The organism is Kitasatospora sp. NPDC042419 (assembly GCF_056437345.1).
On the sequence record NZ_JBWKAW010000058.1, the window covers coordinates 1 to 23352 of the forward strand.

Here is a 23352-nt window from a genome sequence, read left to right on the forward strand (position 1 = left end):
GACGGCTCCAGCCACCGCTCCACGTCCGCCACCGGCGCGTTCACCGACAGCATCCCGCCGTCACCGGTGAGGTCCACCAGCGCCCCGGACCGCGCGGCGACGACGCGAGCGCCGTCCTCGACCGACAGCGCGCCCGAGACCACGGCGGCCACGACCTCGCCCTGCGAGTGACCCACCACCGCGGCGGGCACCACCCCGAACGACTCCCACCACGCGGTCAGCGCCACGCCCACCGCCCACAGCACCGGCTGCACGACCTCCACCCGCGCCAGCCAGTCCTCGGAGCCGCGCAGCACCGCCTCCACCGAGAAGCCCGTCAGCGGCAGCAGCGCCGCGTCACACTCCCGCAACCGCTCCGCGAACGCCGGCGAATCCAGCAGACCCACCGTCATGCCCAGCCACTGACCACCCTGCCCCGGGTACACGAACACCACGTCCGAGCTGCCCAGCGGCGAACCGGCGACCTGGCCGAGACCGGCGGCGACCGCCTCCAGGCCCTCCTCGTCCCACGCCACCGCGCGGACCGGCAGACCCGCCCGGCTCGTCAGGGTCGCCCCCACGTCGGCAAGCGAGGCGCCGGCGCCCAGGTGCTCGCGGACCGCGGCGGCCTGCGCCCGCAGGCCCTCCAGGTCGGCCCCGGCCAGCGGCAGCGGGACGAGCGGCGTGGTGCCCGACGGTGCCTCGGCGGCGGCCGGAGCCTGTTCGAGGACGACGTGGGCGTTGGTGCCGCTGAACCCGAACGAGGAGACCGCGGCCCGGCGGGGGCGGTCCAGCGCCGGCCAGGGCCGGGCCTCGGTGAGCAGCTCCAGCGCGCCGGACGTCCAGTCGATGTGCGGGGACGGCGCGTCGACGTGCAGCGTCTTCGGCAGCACACCACGGCGCATGGCCTCGACCATCTTGATGATCCCGCCGACGCCCGCCGCGGCCTGGGTGTGCCCGAGGTTCGACTTCAGCGAGCCCAGCCACAGCGGCTCGCCCTCACGGTCCTGGCCGTAGGTGGCCAGCAGGGCCTGGGCCTCGATCGGGTCGCCCAGCCGGGTGCCGGTGCCGTGCGCCTCCACCGCGTCGACCTGGGCCGGCGTGAGGCGGGCGTCGGCCAGTGCGTCGAGGAGCACCCGCTGCTGGGAGGGGCCGTTCGGCGCCGTCAGCCCGTTGGAGGCGCCGTCCTGGTTCACCGCGCTGCCCCGGACCACGGCGAGCACCGGGTGGCCCAGGCGCTGCGCGTCCGACAGCCGCTCGACCAGCAGCAGCCCCGCGCCCTCGGCCCAGCCGGTGCCGTCGGCGGCGGCCGCGAACGGCTTGCAGCGGCCGTCGGCGGCCAGCCCGCCCTGCCGGGCGAACTCGACGAAGGTGCTCGGGCCCGCCATCACGGTGACACCGCCGGCGAGCGCCATCGCGCACTCGCCCCGGCGCAGCGACTGCACGGCCAGGTGCAGCGCGACCAGCGAGGAGGAACAGGCCGTGTCGATGGTGACCGCCGGGCCCTCCAGCCCGAAGGTGTAGGCGACCCGGCCCGAGATGATGCTGCCGGAGGTGCCGGTGGCCAGGTAGCCCTCGACGCCCTCCGGGAGCGAGGTGAGCTGGGCGGCGTAGTCGTGGTACATGACGCCGGCGAAGACGCCGGTGCGCGACCCCTTGACGCCGAGCGGGTCGAGCCCGGCCCGCTCGAAGGTCTCCCACGCGCACTCCAGCAGGAGCCGCTGCTGCGGGTCCATGGCCAGCGCCTCGCGCGGGGAGATGCCGAAGACGGCGGGGTCGAACGCGCCCGCCTCGTCGAGGAAGCCGCCCTCCTGGGCGAAGTCGCCCTCCTCCACCGCCCAGCCGCGGTCCTGCGGGAAGCCGGCGATCGCGTCACGGCCCGCGTCGAGCAGGTCCCAGAGCTGTCCGGGCGTGCGCACTCCGCCGGGGTAGCGGCAGGCCATCCCGACGATCGCAATCGGTTCGGCGGCCTTCTCCTGGACGTCGACGAGGTCGCGACGGGCCTGACGAAGGTCGGCGGTCGCCCGCTTGAGGTAGTCGCGGAGCTTCGCTTCGGTGTCCATGTCTCGCCAACTCCATTTGCTTGGTGGGTCAGTTCGCGCCGATCGCCCGGGGTCGGCTCGCGCCGGTCGCTCGGGAGGGTCGGTTCGCGCCGGTGGCGCGGAGGGTCGGTAGCGCGGAGGGTCGGTAGCGCGGAGGGTCGGTGCGTGCGGGTGGCGCGGGTGGCGCGGGTGGGTCAGTGCGTGCCGAGTTCGTCGTCGAGCAGGCTGAACAGCTCGTCGTCGTCGGCTTCGGCGATGTCGGCGTCGGCCGCGGTGTCCGACGGGCCGTCGGCCGGCCCGTCGCTGCTCGCCCAGTCGGCGAGCATCGCCCGCAGCCGGAGCCCGACGGCGGTCCGGATCGCCTCGCTCGGCGTGCTCGCCGCCAGGCTCGCCTCCAGCCCGGCCAGTTCGGCCAGGAGCGCCGCGTCGCCCTCCACCGCCGCGGGGGCGAGCCGGCCGCGCAGGGCCTCGGCCAGCGCCAGCGGCGTCGGGTGGTCGAAGATCAGCGTCGGCGCGAGCCGCAGACCGGTGTCGGCGGCCAGGCGGTTGCGGAACTCGACCGCGGTGAGCGAGTCGAAGCCCAGCTCGCCGAAGACCCGGGTGTCCCCGATCCCGGCCGGGCCGGTGTGGCCGAGGACGGCGACGGCGTGCGTGCGGACCAGCCCGAGCAGCGTACGGGTCTGCTCGGCGGCGGTCATCGCCGCCAGCTGCCTGGTCAGCGCGCGGTCCCGGCCACCCGCGGCGACGGCCGGACGGGCCTCCGCCCGGACCTCCGTGCGGGCCGGCGCCGGCACCAGGCCGGTGAGCAGCTCCGGGAGCCGTCCGGCGGCCGCCGCCGGGCGGAGCGCGCCCAGGTCGAGCCCGACCGGGGCGAGCAGGGCGGCGTCCGTGCGGAGGGCCGCGTCGAACAGGGCGAGCGCGGCACCGGTCGGCAGCGGCACGATCCCGCCGCCGCGGAGCCGGTCACGGAGGGAGTCGGTCAGGGCGGCGCCGAGACCGGTCTCCCACAGCCCCCACGCCAGCGAGGTGGCCGGGACGCCCTCGGTCCGCAGCCGCGCGGCGTAGGCGTCCAGGAAGGTGTTGGCCGCGGCGTAGTTCGCCTGGCCGGCGTTGCCGAGCAGGCCGGCGACGGAGGAGAACAGCACGAACGCGGCGAGCGGCCGGTCCGCGGTGGCCGCGCGCAGGTTGACCGCCGCGTCCACCTTGGCGGCCAGGACGGCCGCGAGCCGGTCCGGCGTCAGCCGGGTGAGCACCGCGTCGTCCGTGGTACCGGCGGCGTGCAGCACCGCGCCGACCTCGACGGGGCCGAGCAGCCGCCGGACGGCGGCCGGGTCGGCCAGGTCGCAGGCCTCCAGGCGGACGGCGGCACCGGCGGCGGACAGTTCGTCCACCAGGGCCGCGGCGCCGGGTGCGTCCGGGCCGCGCCGGCTGACCAGCAGCAGGTCCTTCACCCCGTGGGCGGCGACCAAGTGGTGGGCCAGCGCGGTGCCGAGCGCTCCGGTGGCGCCGGTGAGCACGACCGTCCCGGCGCCGAGGCTGGGCGCGGGCGACGCGCTGTCACCGGAGTCGCCGGGGCCGCCGGGCGAGGCCGGCCGGGCCGGTGCGGCCGGGGCCGCGGCCAGGCGCGGGACCAGGACGGCGCCGGCGCGGACCGCCGCCTGCGTGAGCCCGGCCTCGACGATGCCGGCGGCGAGCGCACGGCCCGCGGATCCGGTGCCGGTCGTGGTGCTGGTGTCGGTGTCGGTGTCGGTGTCGATCAGGGTGATCCGGCCGGGGTTCTCGGTCTGGGCGGCACGGACCAGGCCCCAGAGCGCGGCATGCGCCAGCCCGGGCACGGGGTCGGCCGGGCTCGTGGCGACCGCGCCCGAGGTCAGCACCACCAGGTGGCCCGCCCCGTCCGGGTCGGCGACCCACGCCCGGAGCGTGCCGAGCGCGGTTTCGAGCGCCTGCCGGACCGCGGCCGGGGCGGCCTCCGGCGAGGCGGTGGCGTCGAGCACGACGACCGGGGTCCCGGGCAGGGACGGCAGCGGCTCGCCGAACGGCAGGCGGTGCCAGCCGGTCGTGTCCCCGCCGGTGACCGCCACGGGCGCGGGCCGCCACTCCACCGTGTAGAGCCCGGCCGTGTCCTCGGCCGGCGCCGCGGCGACCGGCCGCAGCGCGACCCGTTCGACCTCGGCCACCGGCAGCCCGGCACCGTCCGCGATCGCCAGACGCACCCCGCCGGGCCCGTCCGGGGTCAGCCGGACCAGCAGCGCGGTCGCGCCGCCGGCCACCAGCCGGACACCGGAGAACGCGAACGGCAGGTGGACGTCGGTCCCCGTGATCAGCCCGCCGGCGGCGATGGCGTGCAGCGCGCCGTCCAGCAGCGCCGGGTGGAGCGCGAAGCCCGCGGGCGGTTCGGCGACCTCGACCTCGGCGAACACCTCGTCCCCGGCCCGCCACGCCCGGCGCAGGCCCTGGAACACCGGCCCGTACCCGAGCCCGGCGGCGTCCATCGCCGGATAGAACCCGGCGAGGTCGATCTCCTCGGCCCCGGCCGGCACGGTGACGGCGGCCGGCTCGTCCCCGGCACGATCGGACAGCAGACCGCCGGCGTGCTCGGTCCAGGGCGCCTCGGCCCCGGTCCGGGAGTGGACCGCCACCGGCCGGCTGTCGGCGTCGTCCGGCGCGCCGACCGTGACCCGGACCTGCACGGTCTCCCGGCCGGGGAGCACGAGCGGGGCCTTCAGCAGCAGTTCCTCCAGCACCGGGGTGCCCACCCGGGCGCCGGCCGCCAGGACCATCTCGGCCAGCGCCGCGCCCGGCACGACCGTGCGGCCGTGGACGGTGTGGTCGACCGCCCACGGGTGGGCGGCCTCCGAGAGCGAACCGGTGAACAGCACCACGTCGGATCCCGGGACCTCCGCTGCCGCACCGAGGATCGGGTGGCCGGTGCCGGTCAGGCCGAGACCGGTGACGTCACCGGTGGAGCCGGTGCGCGGGCGCGGCCAGAACCGCCGGTGCCGGAACGGGTAGGTCGGCAGGTCCCCGGAGGCCCGGCGGCCGACCACTGCGGTCCAGTCGACCGGGTGGCCCTGGACGAACAGCTCGGCGACCGCCCGGAGCAGCGTGTGCGGCTCGGGCCGGTCCCGGCGCAGCGCGGCGACCGCGCCGAGGTCGGGGTCGACGTGGCCGACGAGGCCGGTGAGGACGCCGTCGGGGCCGAGTTCCAGCACCCGGCGGGCGTCGAGGGCGGTGACGGCGTCGGCGAAGCGGACGGGGCGGCGGACCTGGTCGACCCAGTACTCGGGGTCGGTCCACTCGCCCTCGGCGACGGGGGCGCCGGTGACGGTCGAGACGGCGGGGGTGACGGGCTCGGCGAAGGCGAGCGTCTCCACGACCGTGCGGAACTCCTTCAGCATCGGTTCCATCAGGCGGGAGTGGAAGGCGTGGCTGGTCCGCAGGCGGTTGGTCTTCCACCCGCGTTCCGCCGACAGTTCGGCGGCGGCCGCGATGTCCTGCTCGGGACCGGACAGCACCACGGCGTCCGGCCCGTTCACGGCCGCGAGGTCGAGGCCGGGGAAGGCCTCGCGCACCTCCGCCTCGGACGCGCCGACGGCCAGCATCGCGCCGCCGGAGGGGAGTTCCTGCATCAGCCGGCCGCGGGCCGCCACCAGCGTGGCCGCGTCGGCCAGGGTGAGCACCCCGGCCGCGTAGGCGGCGGTGATCTCACCGATCGAGTGACCGGCCACCACGTCCGGCGTCACACCCCACGAGCGGACCAGCGCCAGCAGCGCCACCTCGACCGCGAAGATCGCCGGCTGCGCCCAACCGGTCAGGTCGAGCCGGTCCTTGTCCCCCAGGACGTCGTGCAGCGGCAGGTCCAGCGCCGCGCACACCTCGTCGAACGCGGCCGCGAACACCGGGAAGGTGTCGTACAACTCGCGGCCCATGCCGACGCGCTGGGACCCCTGGCCGGTGAAGACCACCGCCAGACGGCCCTCGACGGCCGTTCCGGTCACGGCCCGCTCGGTGAACGCACCCAGCGACTCCTGCAGCCCCGCACGGTCCTCGGCGAGGAACACCGCGCGCTGCGGCAGGGCGGCCCGGCGGGCGAGGCCCGCCGCGAGCCGGTCGAGCGGGAGCTCACCGCGCTCGGCAAGGCGGTCCGCCAGCACGCGCAGGGCGTCCTCGTCGGCCGCCGCGAGGACGACCGGGGTGACCGGCAGCGGTCGTACGTCGTCCGGCGTGGCGGCGGTGGTCCCGGTGGCCGGGGCGGCGGCCGGTGCGGCTTCGAGGATGACGTGGGCGTTGGTGCCGCTGATGCCGAAGGAGGAGACGGCGGCGCGGCGCGGCCGGTCGGCCGTCGGCCAGTCGCGGGCCTCGGTGAGCAGCTCCACCGCACCGGCGGACCAGTCGATCTGCGAGGAGGGCTCGTCCACGTGCAGGGTGCCGGGGAGGACGCCGTGCTTCATCGACTGGACCATCTTGATGATCCCCGCGACACCGGCCGCGGCCTGGGTGTGGCCGAGGTTGGACTTCACCGACCCGAGCCACAGCGGCTCGCCGTCACGGCCCTGCCCGTAGGTCGCCAGCAGGGCCTGGGCCTCGATCGGGTCGCCGAGCGAGGTACCGGTGCCGTGCGCCTCCACGGCGTCGACGTCCTGCGGGGTGAGACCCGCGGACTCCAGCGCCTGACGGATCACCCGCTGCTGCGAGGGACCGTTCGGCGCCGTGAGGCCGTTCGACGCGCCGTCCTGGTTGACGGCACTGCCCCGGACGATCGCCAGGACCGGGTGACCCAGCCGCTCCGCGTCCGACAGCCGCTCCACCAGGAGCATGCCCACGCCCTCGCCCCAACCGGTGCCGTCCGCGCCCTCGGCGAAGGACTTGCACCGGCCGTCGGCCGCCAGGCCCCGCTGCCGCGAGAACCCGACGAACGTCCCCGGAGTCGCCATCACCGTCACACCACCGGCCAGCGCCAGCTCACACTCCCCGCTGCGCAGCGCCTGCACCGCCAGGTGCAACGCCACCAACGACGAGGAACACGCCGTGTCGACGGTCACCGCCGGCCCCTCCAGGCCGAAGGTGTACGACACGCGGCCGGAGGCGACGCTGCCGCTCGTGCCGAGGAAGCCCTCGGCGTTGTCGGTGGACTGGTCGAGTACCAGGCCGTAGTCGTTGTACATCACGCCCGCGAACACACCCGTGCGCGAGCCGCGCAGGCCGAGCGGGTCGACGCCGGCGCGCTCGAAGGCCTCCCACGAGGTCTCCAGCAGCAGCCGGTGCTGCGGGTCCATCGCGAGCGCCTCGCGCGGCGAGATCCCGAACACCTCCGGGTCGAAGTCCCCGGCGCCGTACAGGAATCCGCCGTGCCGGGTGTAGGACGTGCCGGGGTGGTCCGGGTCCGGGTGGTAGAGGTTCTCCACGTCCCAGCCACGGTCCTCCGGGAAGGGCACGATCCCGTCCCGGCCCGCCGCGACCAGCTCCCACAGGTCCTCCGGCGAGGCCACACCACCGGGGTAGCGGCACGCCATCCCGACGATCGCGATCGGCTCGTCGAGGTCGGTTCCGGCGGTGGAGGTGGAGGCGGCCAGGGTGGCGGGGGCGTCGCGACCGGCGAGTTCCCCGGACACGAAGCCCGCCAGGGCCGCCACCGTCGGGTAGTCGAAGACCAGCGTCGACGGCAGCCGCAGACCGGTCGCGGCGGTCAGGCGGTTGCGCAGGTCGACCGCGGTGAGCGAGTCGAAGCCCAGCTCGTTGAAGGCCCGGCCGGCCGCCACCTGGTCGGCGGCGGAGTGTCCGAGCACCTCGGCCACCTGGGCCCGGACCAGGCCGAGAACGGCGTGGTCGCGTTCGGCGCGGGGCAGCGCCGCGAGCCGCTGTCCGAGCCCGTTCGCCGTCCGGGCGCGGGCCCTGGACGGCGCGAGGCCCTGCAGGAGCGGCGGGACGGAGGGCGCGTTGCGCAGTGCGGTGGTGTCGATCACCAGCGGAGCGACGAGCGGACGCCCGCCGGTGAGGGCGGCGTCGAAGGCGGCGAGGCCCTGCTCGGCGGTCAGCGCCAGAACGCCGCCGCGCCGCATCCGCTCACGGTCGGCGTCGGTGAGCGACTCCCCCATGCCGGCGTCCCACAGGCCCCAGGCGAGCGAGACCGCCGGGACGCCCTGGGACCGCAGCTCGGCGGCGTAGGCATCCAGGAACGCGTTCGCGGCCGAGTAGTTGGCCTGGCCGGCGTTGCCGAACAGACCGGCGGCGGAGGAGTAGAGGACGAACGCCGACAGCGTCCGGTCCCTGGTCGCGGCGAAGAGGTTGCGGGCCGCGTCGACCTTCGCCCGGAAGACGGCGTCGAGCCGCTCCGGGGTCAGGGACTCCAGCGTCCCGTCGTCCAGCACACCGGCGGCGTGGACCACCGCGCTCACGGACTCGCCCCGCAGGGCCTGCGCCACCGCGTCCGCGTCGGCCACGTCACAGGCCACCGCGCGCACCTCGGCGCCGTCGACCTCCACGCTCCCGCCGGAACGGGACAGCAGCACCAGCCGGCGCACACCGTGCGCCTCCACCAGATGCCGCGCGACCAGCCGGCCCAGGGTGCCCGTGGCACCGGTGACCACCACCGCGCCGTCGCCGAACTCCACCGCGCCGGAGGCCGATCCGGAGAGCCTGGCCAGGTGCGGAACGCGCACCGTGCCGTCACGCACCACCGCCTGCGGCAGCGGGTACAGCGCGGTCTCGGCGGCGTCCAGCAGGTGGATCCGGTCCGGGTGCTCCGACTGCGCGGAGCGCACCAGACCCCACAGGGCCGCACCGTCCGCGTCCGAGATCTCCTCGCCCGCGGCGCCGAACGTCCGCACCACCAGCCGGGATTCCGCCCAGGCGTCATCGGCCAGCCAGGACTGCAACAGGGAGAGCAGCGCGGCCGAGCGGTCGAGCGCAGTGCCCGCCGCCGTCGCGTCCACGGCCAGCACCGCCACCGGGGTGTCCGGCAGCCGGTCACCCAGCGAGATGACGACCGGCACATCCGCCGAGGCGGACACCTCCTGCGCCACCCAGTCCACACCGAACAGCACCCGGTCCGCCGCACCGCGCGACAGCTGCCCCGCCGCCACGGGGCGGAGCACCAGGCCGTCGACCTCGGCCACCGGAAGTCCGGAGGCGTCGGCCAGGGCGAGCCGCACCGCACCCGCGGACGGGCCGGCCTCCAGCCGCACCCGCAGCGCCGTGCCCGCCGGCCGCTCCCAGCGGACGCCGGAGAAGGCGAAGGGCAGCTGGGCCCCGTCGGCCGCGATCAGCCCGCCGACGCCGATCGCGTGCAGCGCCGCGTCGAACAGCGCCGGGTGCACACCGAACCCGTCGACCGCCTCCCCGGTCGTGACCTCGGCGAACACCGAGCCGCCGCGCCGCCAGGCCCGTCGCAGGCCCTGGAACGCCGGACCGTAGCCCAGGCCCGCGTCCGCGAACGCCTCGTACAGGCCGTCCAGGCCGAGCTCCTCCGCACCGGCCGGCGGCCACACCACCAGCTCGGCGTCGTCCCCGGCCCCGGGCCGGGTCTCCTCGGTGAGCAGGCCCGTGGCGTGCGTGGTCCAGGCGGTGGACTCGTCGTCGGGACGGGAGTAGACGGTGAGCGCGCGCCGGCCGGTGTCGTCGGGCGCGGCGACCAGCACCCGCAGCCGGACGGTCACGCCGTCGGGCAGCGTCAACGGGTCCCGCAGCACGAGTTCGTCGACGACCGGGGCTCCGACCCGGGCGCCGGCCGCGAGGGCCAGCTCGACCAGCGCGGTGCCCGGCAGGACCGGCGTGCCGTGGACGCGGTGGTCGGCGAGCCAGGGACGGGCTCCCGCGGCGAGCGTGCCCGTGAACAACAGCGCGCCGGAGTCCGGGAGTTCGACCACGGCTGCGAGCAGCGGGTGGTCCGGGGCGTCGAGGCCCGCGGCGGTCACGTCGCCGGTCGGCGGCGTCGGCTCCAGCCAGAACCGCTGGTGCCGGAACGGGTAGGTGGGCAGGTCGGCGCGGGCGCCGTCGCCGAGCACCGCCCGCCACTCGACGCGCTGCCCGTGGACGAACAGCTCGGCCGCCGCGGTGAGCAGCGCCATGGCCTCGTCCCGGTCGCGGCGCAGCGCGGCGACGGAGGTCAGCTCCGGGCGGAGGTCGCCGATCAGCGCGGTGAGCACGCCGTCCGGGCCCAGTTCGAGGACCCGGTCGGCGTCGAGGGCGACGACGGCGTCGGCGAACCGGACGGGCTCGCGGACCTGGCGCACCCAGTACTCGGGGTCGGTCCACCGGCCGGGGGTCACTGCCTCGCCGGTCACCGTGGAGACGGCGGCCAGGGTCGGCTCGGCGAGAGACAGGGCGCCGACGACCGTGCGGAACTCCGCCAGCATCGGCTCCATCAGGCGGGAGTGGAACGCGTGGCTGGTCCGCAGGCGGCTGGTCTTCCAGCCCTGCTCCGCCGCGAGTTCGGCGATCACCGTGATGTCGCCCTCGGCGCCGGAGAGCACCACGGCGTCGGGCCCGTTCACCACCGCGACGTCGACGTCCGGGAACGCCTCGCGCACCTCGGCCTCGGACGCCCCGACGGCGAGCATCGCGCCACCGGCGGGCAGCGCCTGCATCAGCCGGCCGCGGGCGGCGACCAGCGTGGCCGCGTCGGCCAGGGTGAACACCCCGGCCGCGTAGGCGGCGGTGATCTCACCGATCGAGTGTCCGGACACGACGTCCGGCTCGACGCCCCAGGAGCGGACCAGCGCCAGCAGCGCCACCTCGACGGCGAAGATCGCCGGCTGCGCCCAACCGGTCAGGTCGAGCCGCTCCTTGTCCCCCAGGACATCGTGCAGCGGCAGGTCCAGCGCCGCGCACACCTCGTCGAACGCGGCCGCGTACACCGGGAAGGCCTCGTACAGCTCCCGGCCCATGCCGACGCGCTGCGACCCCTGACCGGTGAAGACGACGGCCAGCCGGCCGTTGCCCGCCACCCCGGTCAGCGGGTGGACCCCGGCGGCCACCGCCGCCAGCCCTTCGTCCAGCCCGGCGCGGTCGTCGGCGAGGAGGACCGCCCGATAGCGCAGGCGCGCTCGGGCGGCCAGGGCCCGGCCGGCCCGGTCCAGCGGCTCGTCGGTCGCCAGGCCCCGGCGGAACCGCTCGGCGGCCTCGCGCAGCGCGTCCGGCTCCGCGGCGGTGAACACCAGGGGGACGACCGGCAGTTCCGTGCCGGGGGCGGGCGCCGGCTCGTGCGCCGGGGCTTCGAGGATGACGTGGGCGTTGGTGCCGCTGATGCCGAAGGAGGAGACGGCGGCGCGGCGCGGCCGGTCGGCCTCCGGCCAGTCGCGGGCCTCGGTGAGCAGTTCCACCGCACCGGCGGACCAGTCGACCTGCGAGGACGGCGCGTCCACGTGCAGGGTGCGCGGCATCAGCCCGTGCTGCATGGACTGCACCATCTTGATGATCCCGGCGACGCCGGCGGCGGCCTGCGTGTGGCCGAGGTTGGATTTGACCGAACCGAGCCACAGCGGCTCGCCGGCACGGCCCTGGCCGTAGGTCGCCAGCAGGGCCTGGGCCTCGATCGGGTCGCCGAGCGAGGTACCGGTGCCGTGCGCCTCCACGGCGTCCACGTCCTGCGGGGTGAGACCCGCGGACTCCAGCGCCTGACGGATCACCCGCTGCTGCGAGGGGCCGTTGGGGGCGGTGAGGCCGTTGGAGGCGCCGTCCTGGTTGACGGCGCTGCCGCGGACGATCGCCAGGACCGGGTGGCCCAGGCGCTCGGCGTCTGCGAGCCGCTCCACCAGGAGCATGCCGACACCCTCGCTCCAGCCGGTGCCGTCCGCGCCGTCGGCGAAGGACTTGCACCGGCCGTCGGCGGCGAGTCCGCGCTGGCGGGAGAAGCCGATGAAGGTGTTCGGGGTCGCCATGACGGTCACGCCACCGGCCAGCGCCGCGTCGCACTCGCCGCTGCGCAGGGCCTGCACGGCGAGGTGCAGGGCGACCAGGGAGGAGGAGCACGCCGTGTCGACGGTGACCGCCGGCCCCTCCAGGCCGAAGGTGTAGGACACCCGGCCGGAGGCGACGCTGCCGGAGCTGCCCGTGCTGAGGAAGCCCTCCACACCGGGCGGCACCTCGGCGGTCTGCGAGCCGTAGTCGTGGTACATCACGCCCGCGAACACCCCGGTGCGTGAGCCGCGCAGGCCGAGCGGGTCGATCCCGGCGCGCTCGAAGGCCTCCCAGGACGTCTCCAGCAGCAGTCGCTGCTGCGGGTCCATCGCCAGCGCCTCGCGCGGCGAGATCCCGAACAGGCCCGGGTCGAAGTCCCCCGCGCCGTAGAGGAATCCGCCCTCGCGGGTGTAGGACGTGCCGGGGTGGTCCGGGTCCGGGTGGTAGAGGTTCTCGACGTCCCAGCCGCGGTCGCCGGGGAAGAACCCGATGCCGTCCCGGCCCGCCGCGACCAGCTCCCAGAGGTCCTCCGGGGAGGCGACGCCGCCGGGGTAGCGGCAGGCCATCCCGACGATCGCGATCGGCTCGTCGTCCACCCGGGTGCGGTGGGCGGGCGTGACGGCGGGCCCGTGCGTACGGGACATCCGCTCGTCGAGGAACCCGGCCAGCAGGGTGGCGTTCGGGTAGTCGAAGACCAGCGTGGACGGCAGCCGCAGCCCCGTCACCGCGTTCAGGCGGTTGCGCAGCTCGACCGCGGTCAGCGAGTCGAAGCCCAGCTCGTTGAAGGCCCGCTCGGGGTCGAGCAGGTCGGGTGACGCGTACCCGAGCACGGCGGTGACCTGACCGCTGACCAGCGCGAGCAGCGCCCTGGTCCGCTCGTGGCCGGGAAGCGTGGCGAGCCGCTGGGCGAGCGGGCTGCCCGGCGCGGCCACGGCACGGCCGGGGACCAGGCCGGAGAGCAGCGGTGGCACGGAGTCGGCGGCACGGAGCACCGCGGTGTCCACGCCCAGCGCCGCGACGAGCGGGCGCCCGCCGGTGAGGGCGGCGTCGAAGGCGGCGAGGCCCTGCTCGGCGGTCAGCGCCAGGACGCCGCCGCGCCGCATCCGCTCGCGCTCGGCCTCGCTGAGGGTCTCGCCCATGCCGGCGTCCCACAGGCCCCAGGCGAGCGAGACCGCCGGGACGCCCTGGGACCGCAGCTCGGCGGCGTAGGCGTCCAGGAAGGCGTTCGCGGCGGCGTAGTTGGCCTGGCCGGCGTTGCCGAACAGACCGGCGGCGGAGGAGTAGAGGACGAACGCCGACAGCGTCCGGTCCCTGGTCGCGGCGAAGAGGTTGCGGGCCGCGTCGACCTTCGCCCGGAAGACGGCGTCGAGCCGCTCCGGGGTCAGGTCGGTGAGCAGGCCGTCGTCCAGCAGGCCGGCGGCGTGGACCACCGCACTGACCGGCTCGTCCCGCAGGGCCTGCGCCACCGCGTCCGCGTCGGCCACGTCACAGGCCACCGCGCGCACCTCGGCGCCGTCGACCTCCACAGTCCCGCCGGAACGGGACAGCAGCACCAGCCGGCGCACACCGTGCGCCTCCACCAGATGCCGCGCGACCAGCCGGCCCAGGGTGCCCGTGGCACCGGTGACCACCACCGCGCCGTCGCCGAACTCCACCGCGCCGGACGCGGAAGCGGACAGCCGGACCAGACGGGGGACGGTGACCACACCATCGCGGACGACCGCCTGAGAGACCGGGTACAGCGCGGTCTCGGCGGCGTCCAGCAGGTGGATCCGGTCCGGGTGCTCCGACTGCGCGGAGCGCACCAGACCCCACAGGGCCGCACCGTCCGCGTCCGAGATCTCCTCGCCCGCGGCGCCGAACGTCCGCACCACCAGCCGGGAATCGGACCAGGCATCATCGGCCAGCCAGGACTGCAACAGGGAGAGCAGCGCGGCCGAGCGGTCGAGCGCGGTGCCCGCCGCCGTCGCGTCCACGGCCAGCACCGCCACCGGGGTGCCCGGCAGCCGGTCGCCCAGCGAGATGACGACCGGCGCATCCGCCGAGGCGGACACCTCCTGCGCCACCCAGTCCACACCGAACAGCACCCGGTCCGCCGCACCACGCGACAGCTGCCCGGCCGAGACCGGACGCAGCGTCAGCGCCTCGACCCGGGCGACCGGCAGACCCGTCTCGTCGGCGAGCAGCAGCCGCACGGAGTCGGCGGAGCTCCCGGCCGTGAGCCGGACCCGCAGGGTGCCGGCGGCCTCGCCCAGCACCTGCACGCCCGAGAAGGCGAAGGGCAGCTGGGCCCCGTCGGCCGTGATCAGCCCGCCGACGCCGATCGCGTGCAGCGCCGCGTCGAACAGCGCCGGGTGCACGCCGAACCCGGTGGTCGACTGGTCGACCGTGACCTCGGCGAACACCGAGCCGTCGGCCCGCCAGGCCCGTCGCAGGCCCTGGAACGCCGGACCGTAGCCCAGGCCGGCGTCCGCGAACGCCTCGTACAGGCCGTCCAGGCCGAGCTCCTCCGCACCGGCCGGCGGCCACACCACCAGCTCGGCGTCGTCCCCGGTGGCGGCGGCGCCGTCCGAGGAGAGGACGCCGGTCGCGTGCAGCGCCCAGGGGGCCTCGTCGTCGGTGCGGGCGTGGACGGCCACCTGGTGCCGCCCGTCGGCGTCCGGTGCGCCGATCGTGGTCCTGAGCTGCGCACCGCCGGAGGCGGGCAGGGTCAGCGGCGCCTGGAGCAGCAGCTCGTCGAGGACCGTCGCCCCGACGCGGACGCCGCCGGCGAGAGCCATCTCGACCAGGGCGGTGCCCGGGACGACCGTGGTGCCGAAGACCGTGTGGTCGGCCAGCCACGGGTGGGTGGCGACCGACAGGCGGCCGGTGAGCACGCTCTCCGTCGCGTCGGGGAGCGCGATCGTCGCCCCGAGCAGCGGGTGGCCGGTGTCGGTCAGGCCGAGGCCCGCGGCGTCGGCCGCGTGCAGGGTCCGGCGGCGGGGCCAGAAGTGCTGGTGGTCGAAGGCGTAGCCGGGGAGGTCGACGTGCCTGCCGCCGCCGAGCACGGCCCTCCAGTCGACCGGGAGGCCGGTCGCGTACAGCTCGGCGAGCGCGGTGAGCAGGGTGGTGGCCTCGTCCCGGTCGCGGCGCAGCGCGGCGACGGCCGTCGTCGTGCCGGGGTCCGCGTCGCGGACGAGCGCGGTCAGGACGGCGTCCGGTCCGAGTTCGAGCACTGCGGCGGCGCCCAGGGCCCCGGCCGCCGCGGCGAAGCGGACGGGCTCGCGAACCTGTCGCACCCAGTACTCGGGGTCGGTCCACTGGCCTTCGACGACGGGGGCACCGGTGACGGTGGAGACGGCGGGGACGGCCGGCTCGGCGAAGGCCAGGCCGCGCACGACGGCGCGGAAGTCCGCCAGCATCGGCTCCATCAGGCGGGAGTGGAACGCGTGACTGGTCCGCAGCCGCGAGGTCTTCCAACCGCGCTCGGCCGCCAGTTCGGCGGCCGCCGCGATGTCCTCCTCGGCACCGGACACCACCACGGCGTCCGGCCCGTTCACGGCCGCGAGGTCGAGATCGGGGAACGCCCCGCGCACCTCCGCCTCGGACGCCCCGACGGCCAGCATGCCGCCACCGGCGGGCAGTTCCTGCATCAGCCGGCCGCGCGCGGCCACCAGCTTCGCCGCGTCGGCGAGGGTGAACACCCCGGCCGCGTAGGCGGCGGTGATCTCACCGACCGAGTGACCGGCCACCACGTCCGGCGTCACACCCCACGAGCGGACCAGCGCCAGCAGCGCCACCTCGACGGCGAAGATCGCCGGCTGCGCCGAACCCGTCTGCTCCAGCCGCTCCGCGTCCAGCCCGTGCAGCGGCAGGTCCAGGGCCGCGCACACCTCGTCGAAGGCGGCCGCGAACACCGGGAAGGTGTCGTACAACTCGCGGCCCATGCCGACCCGCTGGGACCCCTGACCGGTGAACACCACCGCAAGGGCGCCGGACCGGGCCTCTGTCGCCGGTTGCGGCGCGGCGAGCGCCGAGAGCAGGCGCTCACGGTCGGCGGCCAGCACCACCCTCCGGCGGGGCAGCGCCGTCCGCCCGGCGAGCGTCCAGGCGGCATCGGCCACCGAGGCGTCCGGGTGGGCCAGCAGGTACCTGCGGAGCCGGTCGGCCTGCCCGGTGAGGGACCGCTCGCTCGCCGCGGTGAGGACGACCGGGGTGACCGGCAGCGGCCGCACGTCGTCCGGCGTGGCGGCGGCGTTCCCGGTGGCCGGGGCGGCTGCCGGTGCGGCTTCGAGGATGACGTGGGCGTTGGTGCCGCTGATGCCGAAGGAGGAGACGGCGGCGCGGCGGGGCCGGTCGGCCTCCGGCCAGTCGCGGGCCTCGGTGAGCAGCTCCACCGCACCGGCCGACCAGTCGATCTGCGAGGACGGCGCGTCCACGTGCAGGGTGCGCGGCATCAGCCCGTGCTGCATGGACTGCACCATCTTGATGATGCCCGCGACACCGGCCGCGGCCTGGGTGTGCCCGAGGTTGGACTTCACCGACCCGAGCCACAGCGGCTCGCCGTCACGCCCCTGCCCGTAGGTCGCCAGCAGAGCCTGCGCCTCGATCGGGTCACCGAGCGAGGTACCCGTGCCGTGCGCCTCCACGGCATCGACGTCCTGCGGGGTGAGACCCGCGGACTCCAGCGCCTGACGGATCACCCGCTGCTGCGAGGGACCGTTCGGCGCCGTGAGGCCGTTCGACGCGCCGTCCTGGTTGACCGCGCTGCCGCGGACGATCGCCAGGACCGGGTGGCCCAGCCGCTCCGCGTCCGACAGCCGCTCCACCAGGAGCATGCCCACGCCCTCGCCCCAACCGGTGCCGTCCGCACCCTCGGCGAAGGACTTGCACCGGCCGTCCGCCGCCAGGCCCCGCTGCCGCGAGAACCCGACGAACGTCCCCGGAGTCGCCATCACCGTCACACCACCGGCCAGCGCCAGCTCACACTCCCCGCTGCGCAGCGCCTGCACCGCCAGGTGCAACGCCACCAACGACGAGGAACACGCCGTGTCGACGGTGACCGCCGGCCCCTCCAGACCGAAGGTGTACGACACCCGGCCCGACGCGATGCTGCCGCCGGTCCCCATGAAGCCCTCGACCTGCGCGTCGGCCTGCTCCAGGACGGTCGCGTAGTCGCCGTACATGATGCCCGCGAACACACCGGTCCGTGATCCGCGCAGGTTCCGGGGGTCGACGCCGGCGCGCTCGAAGGCCTCCCAGGAGGTCTCCAGCAGCAGCCGGTGCTGCGGGTCCATCGCCAGTGCCTCGCGCGGCGAGATCCCGAACAGCTCCGGGTCGAAGTCGGCGGCGCCGGCGAGGAAGCCGCCGTCGCGGGCGTACGAGGTGCCGGGGTGGTCCGGGTCGGGGTGGTAGAGGTTCTCGACGTCCCAGCCGCGGTCCTCCGGGAAGGGCACGATCCCGTCCCGGCCCGCCGCGACCAGCTCCCACAGGTCCTCCGGCGAGGCGACGCCGCCGGGGAACCGGCAGGCCATCCCGACGATCGCGATCGGCTCGTCGGCACGCGGCGCGAGCGCCGCCGATGCGGCCGCGGCGGGTACCGTACCGGCCAGTTCCTCACCGACGTGAGCGGCCAGCAGGGTGGCGTTCGGGTAGTCGAAGACCAGCGTGGACGGCAGCCGCAGCCCGGTCGCGGAGGCGAGGCGGTTGCGCAGCTCGACCGCGGTGAGCGAGTCGAAGCCCAGCTCGTTGAAGGCCCGCTTCGGATCGACGTCCTCGGCGCGGTCGTAGCCGAGCACGTCCGCCACCTGGGCCCGGATCAGCCCGAGCACCGCCGTGACGCGCTGCTCGGCGGGCAGGTCGGCCAGTCGCAGGCCGAGTGCGGTGCCGGCGGTCGACCGGGCGGGGGTGTGGACCAGGCCGCGCAGCAGCGCCGGTGCGCCGGTTGCCTCACGGAGCACCGCGGTGTCGACCGCCAGCGCCGCGACGAGCGGGCGGTCGGCGGCGAGCGCGGCGTCGAAGGCGGCGAGGCCCTGTTCGGCGGTGAGCGGCAGGACGCCGCCGCGCCGCATCCGCTCGCGGTCGGCGTCGGTGAGGGTCTCGCCCATGCCGGCGTCCCACAGGCCCCAGGCCAGCGAGACCGCCGGGACGCCCTGGGACCGCAGTTCGGCGGCGTAGGCGTCCAGGAAGGTGTTCGCGGCCGAGTAGTTGGCCTGGCCCGCGTTGCCGAACAGGCCCGAGGCCGAGGAGTAGAGGACGAACGCCGACAGCGTCCGGTCCTTCGTCGCGGCCGCCAGGTTCCGGGCGGCGTCGACCTTCGCCCGGAACACCGCGGCGAACCGCTCCGGGGTCAGGGACTCCAGCGTCCCGTCGTCCAGCACACCGGCGGCGTGGACCACCGCCGTGACCGGCTCCTCCCGCAGCACCGCGGCCACGGCCTCGGCGTCGGCCACGTCGCAGGCCACCGCCCGCACCCGGGCCGGAGCCAGCTCCTCCGCGAGACCGGCGTCGCCGCCCGAGCGGGAGAGCAGCAGCAGGTCACGAACGCCGTGAGCCTCCACCAGGTGCTTGGCGACCAGCCGGCCCAGCGTGCCCGTGGCACCGGTGACCACCACCGGACCGTCACCGAACCCGACCGCGTCGGACGCGGAAGCGGACAGCCGGACCAGACGCGGAACGCTCACCACGCCGTCCCGGACGACCGCCTGCGGCACCGGGAAGTACCCGTCCTCGGCGGCGTCCAGCAGGTGGATCCGGTCCGGGTGCTCGGCCTGCGCCGAACGGACCAGGCCCCACAGGGCGGCACCGTCCGGGTCCGTGATCTCCTCACCCGCGGCGCCGAACGTCCGCACCACCAACCGGGAATCGGACCGGGCGTCATCAGCCAGCCACGACTGCAACAGGGAGAGCAGGGCCGCGGAGCGGTCCAGGGCAGAACCCGGAGCCGTCGCGTCCACCACCAGCACCCCGGCCGAAGCCTCCGGCAGCGGAGCACCCAGCACGAGCGGCACCAAGGCCTCCGCCGAGGCGGACACCTCCTGCGCCACCCAGTCCACACCGAACAGCACCCGGTCCGCCGCGCCGCGCGCGAGCTGCTGGGCCGTCATCGGCCGGAGCTGAAGCGCGTCGACCTCGGCGACCGGGATCCCGGTGCCGTCCGCGAGCAGCAGGCGCACGGCGTCCGCGCCGTCCGCCCGGGAGAGGCGGACGCGCAGTTCCTTGCCGGCCGCGCCGGTGACCCGCACGCCGGTGAAGGCGAACGGCAGCCGGACCTCACCGGCCGGGAGCAGCTCCCCCGCGCCGATCGCGTGCAGCGCCGCGTCGAACAGCGCCGGGTGCACGACGAGCCCGTCGGTCGGCTGGTCGACGGCGACCTCGGCGAAGACGGTCCCGTCGGCCCGCCAGACCCTCCGCAGGCCCTGGAAGGCGGGCCCGTAGGCCAGCCCGGCATCGGCGAGCGCGTCGTAGAGTCCGTCGATCGCGAGCTCTTCGGCGCCGGCCGGGGGCCAGGCGACCAGGCTCAGGTCGGCGTCGGCCCCGGCGGCCGGGGCGAGCGTGCCCTCGGCGTGGGCGGTCCAGCTCTCGGCGTCGCCGTCCTCCGGCTGGGTGTGGACGGTGACCGTGCGGCGGTCCGCGTCGTCCGCGGGCCCGACCCGGACCTGCAGCCGGACGCCGCCCTGCGGCGGGATCACCAGGGGCTCGCGGAGGATCAGCTCCTCGACGCCGTTCGCGCCGACCCGCCGCCCGGCGGCGAGGACGAGGTCGAGCAGCGCCGTCCCCGGGACGAGGACGGTCCCGAACACCTGGTGGTCGGCGAGCCAACCCGGGGTGCCCGCGGCCAGCCGGCCGGTGAGCAGGGCGCCGTCGCCGTCGGCGAGCAGCAGGGCGGCGCCGAGCAGCGGATGGTCGGACGCGTAGAGGCCGACCGAGGTGACGTCGCCGGTGCCGGCCGCGGTGTCGAGCCAGTAGCGCCGGCGGTGGAAGGGGTAGGTGGGCAGGTCGGCCGGGCGGGCGCCGGTGCCGTCGAACAGGGCCCGCCACTCGACGTGCTGGCCGTGGACGAACAGCTCGGCGACGGCGGTGAGCAGCGTGGCGGCTTCGTCGCGGTCGCGGCGCAGGGCGGCGACGGCGGTGAGCTCGGGGCTGCCCGTCCGGGCGATCAGCGCGGTGAGGACGCCGTCGGGGCCGAGTTCGAGGATCCGGTCGGCTTCGAGGGCGGCGACGGCCTCAGCGAAGCGGACGGGCTCGCGGACCTGTCGCACCCAGTACTCGGGGTCGGTCCACTGGCCTTCGACGACAGGGGCACCGGTGACGGTGGAGACGGCGGGGACGGTCGGCTCGGTGAAGGTCAGACCGCGCACGACGGCGCGGAAGTCCTCCAGCATCGGCTCCATCAGCCGGGAGTGGAAGGCGTGGCTGGTCCGCAGGCGGGAGGTCTTCCAACCGCGCTCGGCCGCCAGCCCGGCGGCCGCCGCGATGTCCTGCTCGGGACCGGACAGCACCACGGCGTCGGGCCCGTTCACGGCGGCGAGGTCGAGATCGGGGAACGCCTCGCGCACCTCCGCCTCGGACGCGCCGACGGCCAGCATCGCGCCACCGGCGGGCAGTTCCTGCATCAGCCGGCCGCGCGCGGCCACCAGCATCGCCGCGTCCGCCAGGCTCAGCACCCCGGCCGCGTACGCCGCCGTGATCTCACCGACCGAGTGACCGGCCACCACCTCCGGCGTCACACCCCACGAGCGGACCAGCGCCAGCAGCGCCACCTCCACCGCGAAGATCGCCGGCTGCGCCCACCCGGTCAGCTCCAGCCGCTCGCCGTCCTCCAGGACCTCGTGCAAGGGCAGGTCCAGCGCCGCACACACCTCGTCGAAGGCGGCCGCGAACACCGGGAACGCCTCGTACAGCCCCCGGCCCATGCCGACCCGCTGCGAACCCTGACCGGTGAACACCACCGCCGGTCGGCCCTCGGCCGCCACGCCCCGCACCACCGTGTCGCCCAGCAGGACGGCACGCTGCTCCAGCACGGCCCGCGCGGTCAGCGCCACGCCGACGTCCAGGCGGTCCGCGGTCAGCGCCCGGACCCGCTCCAGCTGCGTCTCCAGCGAGTCCGCGGAGCGCGCGGTCACCACCAGCGGCACCACCGGCAGCACCACGGCCGGCGTCCCCGGCTCCGCGGCCGGCTCCTCGGCCGGCGCGGCGGCGGGCGCCTCCTCGACGATCACGTGCGCGTTGGTCCCGCTGATGCCGAAGGACGACACGCCCGCGCGGCGCGGCCGGCCGGTCGCCGGCCAGTCGCGGGCCTCGGTGAGCAGCTCGACCGAGCCGGCCGACCAGTCGACCTGCGAGGACGGCGCGTCGACGTGCAGCGTGCCGGGGAGCAGCCCGTGGCGCATCGCCTGCACCATCTTGATGATGCCCGCGACACCGGCCGCGGCCTGGGTGTGCCCGAGGTTGGACTTCACCGACCCGAGCCACAGCGGCTCGCCGTCACGGCCCTGCCCGTACGTGGCCAGCAGGGCCTGCGCCTCGATCGGGTCGCCCAGCCGGGTGCCGGTGCCGTGCGCCTCCACCGCGTCCACCTCGGACGCGGACAGACCGGCCTGCGCCAGTGCCGCCCGGATCACCCGCTGCTGCGACGGGCCGTTCGGCGCCGTCAGGCCGCTGGAGGCGCCGTCCTGGTTGACGGCCGTGCCCCGTACCACCGCCAGGATGCGGTGGCCCAGGCGCTGGGCGTCCGACAGCCGCTCCACCAGGAGCATGCCGACGCCCTCGCCCCAGCCGGTGCCGTCCGCGCCGTCGGCGAAGGACTTGCACCGGCCGTCGGCGGCCAGGCCGCCCTGGCGGCTGAACTCGACGAAGGTGGTCGGCGTGGCCATGACGGTGACGCCGCCGGCGAGTGCGAGGTCGCACTCGCCGTTGCGCAGCGCCTGGGCGGCGAGGTGCAGGGCGACCAGCGACGAGGAGCAGGCGGTGTCGACGGTGACCGCCGGGCCCTCCAGGCCGAAGGTGTAGGCGATCCGGCCCGAGGCCACGCTGCCCGCGTTGCCGTTCCCGAGGTACCCGGCGACGCCGTCGGGCAGCTCCAGCGGCCGCGATCCGTAGTCGTGGTACATGATCCCGGCGAACACCCCGGTGCGGGGGAAGGACGCCGCGGTGGGGTCGAGGCCGGCGCGCTCGAACGCCTCCCAGGTCGCCTCCAGCAGCAGCCGCTGCTGCGGGTCCATCGCCAGCGCCTCGCGCGGCGAGATCCCGAACAGCTCCGGGTCGAAGCCCGCGGCCCCGTGCAGGAAGCCGCCCTGGAGCCGGGCCTCCCGGTCGAGTTCGCCGCTCTCGTGGTCGTAGAGGCCCTCGACGTCCCAGCCCCGGTCGGTCGGCGGGGCGCCGATCGCGTCGGAGCCGGAGGCGACCAGCCGCCACAGGTCCTCGGGGCCGTCGACCCCTCCGGGGTAGCGGCAGCTCATGGCGATGATCGCCAGGGGCTCGCTGTTCCGGTACTCCAGCTCCTCCACCCGCTGGCGGGCGGCGCGCAGGTTCGCCGCCGCGCGCTTGAGGTAGTCGAGGTACTTCTCCTCGGTTCCTGCGGGTTCGCTTACGGATGTCATGGCGGAGCCGCTTTCGGGGTTGGGCCGGCTCACTGGGTGCCGAGCTCGTCGAGGAGGTCGAAGATCTCGTCGGCGGTCGCCGACTGGATGTCGTCGGTGCCGGGGCCGTCCGCGGACGCGGCCAGGCCGGCGGCGAGCGTGCGAAGTCGCTGTCCGATCGCGTCCCGGTGGCCGTCGTCGAGGACGGCGGCCTTCAGGCTCGCCTCCAGGCCGGCGATCCCGGCGTAGAGGGCGTCGGCGGCGCTGGTCGCGGGTGCCTGGTCGGGGCGGAGCAGGTCGGCGAGGTGCCGGGCGAGTGCGGTCGGTGACGGGTGGTCGAACAGCAGGGTCGCCGCCAGGCGCAGTCCGGTCTCGGCGTGCAGCCGGTTGCGGAGTTCCACCACGGTCAGCGAGTCGAAGCCGAGTTCGAGGAATCCGCGGGTGGGCTCGACGTCCTTGGGCGAGGCGTAGCCGAGGATCCCGGCCGTCCGGGCCCGGACCAGGTCGAGGAGGATCCGGTCGCGCTCCGGCTCGTCGAGCGGGGCGAGGCGGTCCGCGAGGGTCTGGGCGGGTGCGGCGTCCGTGGCCCGGCGGGGCACGGTGACCAGGCCGCTCAGCAGCTCGGGGACGGTGCCGTCGGCACCCGCCGCGGCCCGGACCGCGCCGAGGTCGAGGGCGATCGGCACCGCCAGCGGTCGTCCGGCCGCGAGGGCGGCGTCGAAGGCGGCGAGTCCGTCGGCGGAGGTGAGGGCGCCGAAGCCGGTGCGGGCCAGCCGGTCGCGGTCGGCGTCGGTGAGGGTCTCGCCCATGCCGGCGTCCCACAGGCCCCAGGCCAGCGAGACCGCCGGGACGCCCTGGGACCGCAGTTCGGC

The 23352-nt window shown here is 76.0% G+C and carries 3 protein-coding genes; all 3 read right to left on the reverse strand.

The window, feature by feature from the left end; translation table 11 throughout:
- The coding region (locus AC067J_RS42625) for a type I polyketide synthase (protein ID WP_478308231.1) at window positions 1-2042 on the reverse strand (2042 nt) is incomplete at its 3' end.
- A gap of 173 nt (window positions 2043-2215) precedes the next feature.
- Window positions 2216-22501 (reverse strand): SDR family NAD(P)-dependent oxidoreductase, encoded by a 20286-nt coding sequence (locus AC067J_RS42630; protein ID WP_478308232.1) that lies wholly within the window; start codon window positions 22499-22501, stop codon window positions 2216-2218.
- A 29-nt stretch (window positions 22502-22530) separates the two neighbouring features.
- Window positions 22531-23352 (reverse strand): acyl carrier protein (locus AC067J_RS42635; RefSeq protein ID WP_478308233.1); only part of this gene is annotated, 822 nt, incomplete at its 5' end.